The organism is Shewanella sp. Isolate7, assembly GCF_022398425.1.
Classification (GTDB): Bacteria; Pseudomonadota; Gammaproteobacteria; order Enterobacterales; family Shewanellaceae; genus Shewanella.
On sequence record NZ_JAKEVJ010000126.1, the window covers coordinates 1 to 5413 of the forward strand.

The 5413-nt window shown below is 47.1% G+C and carries 6 protein-coding genes; all 6 read right to left on the minus strand.

Annotated features, from left to right (window positions below):
* Positions 1-151: 151 nt before the first annotated feature.
* The 6 genes from L1D47_RS19910 to L1D47_RS19935 all read right to left on the minus strand — a co-directional run bounded on the left by L1D47_RS19910 (position 152) and on the right by L1D47_RS19935 (position 5329).
* Positions 152-1585 carry a sigma-54-dependent Fis family transcriptional regulator gene (locus L1D47_RS19910; RefSeq protein ID WP_041510632.1) on the minus strand — a complete coding sequence of 478 codons (1434 nt, stop codon included), beginning with the start codon at positions 1583-1585 and terminating at the stop codon, positions 152-154.
* 266 nt (positions 1586-1851) lie between these two features.
* Positions 1852-2262 carry a flagellar export chaperone FliS gene (gene fliS / locus L1D47_RS19915; RefSeq protein ID WP_239886531.1) on the minus strand — a complete coding sequence of 137 codons (411 nt, stop codon included), beginning with the start codon at positions 2260-2262 and terminating at the stop codon, positions 1852-1854.
* Between the two features lie 6 nt (positions 2263-2268).
* Positions 2269-2589: a hypothetical protein gene (locus L1D47_RS19920; protein WP_041510630.1), complete on the minus strand. Its 321-nt coding sequence runs from the start codon at positions 2587-2589 to the stop codon at positions 2269-2271.
* A 27-nt stretch (positions 2590-2616) separates the two neighbouring features.
* On the minus strand, positions 2617-3990 hold the full coding sequence (fliD, locus tag L1D47_RS19925) for a flagellar filament capping protein FliD (RefSeq protein WP_239886532.1): 1374 nt from the start codon (positions 3988-3990) through the stop codon (positions 2617-2619).
* Between the two features lie 29 nt (positions 3991-4019).
* The gene (locus tag L1D47_RS19930) at positions 4020-4409 is read right to left on the minus strand and encodes a flagellar protein FlaG (RefSeq protein ID WP_239886533.1); all 390 of its coding nucleotides are present in this window, start codon (positions 4407-4409) and stop codon (positions 4020-4022) included.
* 104 nt (positions 4410-4513) lie between these two features.
* On the minus strand, positions 4514-5329 hold the full coding sequence (locus L1D47_RS19935; RefSeq protein WP_239886534.1) for a flagellin: 816 nt from the start codon (positions 5327-5329) through the stop codon (positions 4514-4516).
* Between the last annotated feature and the right edge of the window lie 84 nt (positions 5330-5413).

Consider the following 5413-nt stretch of genomic DNA (forward strand, 5'->3'; position numbering starts at 1 on the left):
TACTAATACAGTTATCGAGCGTTTTAACAAGCTAGAATGATCAATTATTTATTACGATTGGTATAACAGTGGATTATGTATCAGAAATAACAAAGGCCCAGAAATGGGCCTTTGTTAGACGAGATGAGCAAATGAGAACAGGGAGCCGAAATTAATCCTTGCTCATGCCATACTTGCGCATCTTCTCCACCAGCGTGGTGCGACGGATACCCAACATTTCGGCGGCGCGGGCCACCACATTATCCTGCTGATCAAGTGCCTGGCGGATCATGTCGATCTCAAGCTCGGCCAACAGATCCTTGAGGTTCACCCCTTCGGGTGGCAGTTCGCTAGGGAAACGGCTCTCAGGAATATCGACCGCCACCTCATCACTAAAGATAGAGGCCAGCGCATCGCGCTCCAACTCTTCTTCACTGACCTGCACCTGATATTCAGGCACATCTATGTGACGGTATTTAAGGGGAAGATCGTTGACGTCGACCAGCCCACCTGGGTAGAGGATAGTCAGTCGCTCGACCAGGTTAGACAATTCACGCACGTTACCCGACCAGCTATGTTCCTTGAGCGACTCAATCGCCCGTTGGGTAAAGCGCACCTTGCCACGACCCTCGTTGTAGACGCGGCTCACTAATTCTTGCAGCAAGAGTGGGATATCATCTTTGCGCTCACACAGGGCGGGCATCTCGACAGGGAACACATTGAGGCGATAGAAGAGATCTTCCCTAAACTCGCCGTTGGCAATCATGGTCTCGAGCTCTCTGTGGGTCGCCGCGATGACGCGCACATTGGTATGGATAGGTTTGCTGCCACCGACACGCTCGAAGACGCGCTCTTGTAGCACACGCAGCAATTTAACCTGCATCTGCAGGGGCATGTCGCCGATCTCATCGAGAAACAGGGTACCCCCTTCGGCGAGCTCGAAGCGCCCCTTACGGGCACTGATTGCACCGGTAAATGAGCCCTTCTCATGACCGAACAGCTCACTCTCGAGCAGTTCTGGCGGGATAGCGCCACAGTTTACCGGGATGAAGGGACCATCACGGCGATCGGAAATATAGTGGATATTGCGTGCAACTACCTCTTTACCGGTACCGGACTGACCTAGAACCAATACTGTGGCATCGGAACCAGCCACCTGGTTTATCAGGTGACGCACCTGGGCGATGCCTTCGCTGCGACCGACCAGGCTGCGAAATAACTTGGTCTGGTTACCACTGGTAGGTATATCCGGACGCTTGGCCTGCACAAACACCTGACAAAAATGCAGCAGCTCGGTCAACTGAGGATAATTTAACGGCTCTTCGATACAACCCAATACATTGCCTGCCGACACGTCGCCATTAGAGCCTAACAACAAGATGGGTTGCCAAGGCATTGAGGTGGCAATAGATTGCAACAAGGTCTTAGATTGAGCCTCTTGTGCAATAACAAGTGCTCTATAGCGGGTATTCGACATTCGAGATTCGAGTCTGTCGACGGCAAGCAACTCTACCTGCTCACCAAGAAACTCAAAAACACAAGATAAGCGATTAATTCGCTCTGACTGATTACCGACAAGTAGAATTCGTTGATCTGTTTGCATCATTTAAGAAGGCCGTAAAGCACTCAGTGTTATTCGCATTAATTATTAGTGTTAGTTGCTTCGAAAGCGAGATAATCGTTTTAATCCAGTTTTCCAAAAAATGACTATCACACGGAATAGTGTATTATCAGCAGCACATTAGCAAGTATCAGATTCATTTTCTGACTAACTCATCTGATTTTAGAGCAAATTCTCAACGTATCAAGCATCAGGCGCCAATCATTTGACGCCTGACAAAAAGTTGTTGTTCAGGAAGATAGTCGAGACGATTAAATTGCCTCTGTGTGTGACGCTAGATGGTGCTCATTTTGGGGAATGGCGTCCCAGCCTTCCTTGATGGTACGGATGATTTCACTCACATCATCGATCGCCTGCACATCATTGTTTAAATTAGCTTCTGTTATCCTACGCAACATAAAATCATAGAGGTCGCTAAGGTTACTAGCTATTTCTCCCCCCGCCTCCATATTCAAACTGTTATTGAGTCCGGTAATAATGCCAATGGCCTTGCCGACATAGATACCTTTACTCTCTATGTCATTGTTTTCTATAGCATAACGACTCTGTGCCAATCGTTGAAGCGCACCTTCAAACATCATCTGAATGATACGGTGTGGTGAAGCGACAGAGATTTCGCTCTCTAAAGACACCTTGCGATATGACTGCAGTGACTTTCTCATAAAAACCTACCTTTCTGCATCTATAGACTTGTAAACATTAAGTTGGCGCTGACTCTTACGTCCGACATGCAGTAATTCCTGACGATGCTTTAACAGGTTTACGGCCTGCGTGGTAAAGCTGCTGGTCAATTCCAGCTGGGACTGTAATAGGGCTCTGTCTTCCTCTTTAGGTGAGGCGAGCACCTTATCGAGTAAAAGTTGACGCTGACCAACCAAGTCAAGCAAATTTGATACCAACTCATCAGCGTCTTCCTGTTCGGCAGGTATTTGTTCTAGACGCTGCATGACCTGAATAATGTCTTCATTTAGCTTATCTAAAGACTCCAATGCACTTCCTTCTTGCAACACTATCGATTAGCCCTTCTGAGAAATCACGCCAGGCAGAGAATTCAGCCCATTAACGATACCTGCGGACTGTTGATTTAACTTACCAACAACTAAATCCATCGCATTAAACTGCTTAAACAAACGCTTTTCTAACTGCTCCATCTTAAGCGAAAACGCTTCACGCTGCTTATCTAATCGCTTCTTATCGACGGTATAGGCATTGTTGCGAGAATCGATCAGGCCACCACTCTTTACGTAACCATTGACCAAGGTATCTAGCCTATTCGCCAAACCTGTGGTATCCGTTGCAAATAGGCCTTCGATACTGCTCATATTTTCGCTGATGGCTTTATCCAGCTTAGTGCTATCGACCGATAGCTTACCATAGCGATCCGCCTTGATACCGATGTCATAGAGGGCAACCGACTGCCCGCCACCCAGATCGATACGATCAGAGATCATGTTGCGTATCTGAGACTCGATAGAACGTATCATCGAATCTCCCTGAAGCGCCGACGCTTTCTCTTTGTCGGCGTCATAGGACGAGACCTTGTCTATGGTACTCATCAGGCTATTGTAGGCATCGACAAAGCCCTGAACATTTTCTTTCACAGCATCTTCGTCTAACTCAATCTTAAGTACCGAGGTCTTATTAAGATCGGCATCGGTGAGATTCAGTGTCACACCGGCAATGGCATTCTTGATTTCGTTAGTTTGCGACTGTAGCTTCTGACCATCAATATAGACAATCGACTCTTTGGCGGCCTGTACTTCGCTTAAATTGCCCGCGCCAAACATGTCGCTAAGTCCTGTACCTGTTGTATCTGTGGCGGTAACACTGATGTTGTTATCCGTCCCTTCGGTATCTGAACTGATCACCAGACGGCTGCCACCATCTGTGGTCACTATGGTAGCTGTCACCCCGACATTATCATCTGCGCTGTTTATCTTATCGGCTATCGCCGATAGTGAGTCTCCTGCGGCCACATCGACCGAGAAACTCTGACCGTTGACCGTGAAGCCCAAGCTCCCCTCTCCTACCGCGGCGCTGGCATCGGCCGTGAAGGCACCTGCCACCTTGTGACGCTGAGCAAGCTGCTCAACGACTATGTTATAGCTACCCGTCTGCGCATTCTTATCGGCCGTGGCCGTAAAATAGCTACTGTCACCGGTTGAAACCTGACGTTGGTTTAAGCTGCTGCCATCTTTTAGTTTTTCGAGCGCATCCTGAAAACTAGACAGTGCACTCTTTAGCGAGCCCATGGCAGAGACTTTCGCATCTATGGTGTCTTCTGTTTTTTTGAAGATCGCTTCTTTGGGCACCTTCTCAGCATCAACCAGCACCCCCACAATTGAGTTGATATCAAGCCCTGAACCTATGCCTGTTGCTGTTAATGCCATAACTACCTCTACTCAACGCCGGCTGAAGCTTAAACTTCAGTTTTCATTAATAATCCAGTGACTTCAGAAAGTTTCTGCGCCAACTTCAATGCTTCTTCGTTTGGAATTTGACGAATAACATCACCCGAATCAATATCCATAACGCTAACAATATTTGTGCCAGAATCTTCGTCAATTTTAAAAGCTAAGCCTTTACGCATCACAGACATCATATTTGACATCTCTTCAACCAGCTTCTGCATCACTTCTGGCGATTGCTCTTCGGCCTCTGCCGCTTCGGCTTGATTGCTCTGCTCAACCGCCTTTATCGATCCTTTGGCTAATTCCACATCCTCTGCCGCATTTGCTTTAACAGGCGTCATGCCTATATCCATTTTAGCAGCTGTAGCATTCGATGAATTAACAGTATTAATATCCATGACCTGTACCTCTACTTCGTTAATTTATCCTTAAAATCACGAAAGGGAGATCCGTCGCCGAACCTCCCTTATCTTCATCAAACTCGGTCTAACCCATTACTCTATTAGAGTAGTGATAGGGCAACCTGTGGCAGCTGGTTAGCTTGAGCTAGCATAGCTGAACCGGTTTGCTGAAGCACTTGGTTCTTAGTCATAGCAGAAGTTTCTTTCGCGAAATCCACGTCTACGATACGGCTCTTAGCGTCGGCTACGTTAGCCTGAGTGTTAGCGCTGTTGCTGATGTTGTGCGCTAGACGATTCTGAGTTGCACCAAGAGTTGAACGCTGGCCATCAATGGTAGCAATCGCTGCATCAATGGCGGTAATAGCAGCCGCCGAGTTAATATCTGTGTCGACTGTCAAAGCATTTACAGCCAGAGTAGTGGCATCTGTATCAGTGATAGAAATTGAGATATTCTCCCCCCCCTGATGACCAACCTGGAACGCCTTAGCGGTAAAGGTACCATCAAGCAATTTGGTATTACCAAAGGCTGTAGTATCGGCAATAGCAGTAATTTCTGTGGCTAATTGAGTAATTTCCGCCTGCAGAGCAGTCCTATCACTTGCAGAATTTGCACCATTCACAGATTGTACAGCCAAATCACGCATACGCTGCAACATATTAGTCTGTTCTTGCATTGCACCTTCAGCGATTTGGGCTACTGAAATACCATCATTCGCATTACGCATACCGACATCTAGACCACGAACCTGAGAATTCAAACGGTTAGAAATTGCTAAACCTGCCGCATCATCTTTTGCACTGTTAATGCGAAGGCCACTTGATAGACGCTCCATAGAGGTAGCAAGTGCGCCACCTGAAGCATTTAGGTTTTTCTGAGCCTTCATTGAAGTCACGTTAGTGTTTACTGTAATAGCCATAATCGATTCCTCTTTATACCTGGCTTAAAACGATGCCTGTCTTCTTAAGCCAGGCCGGTCTTACTGGGTTACAATATACTTAAC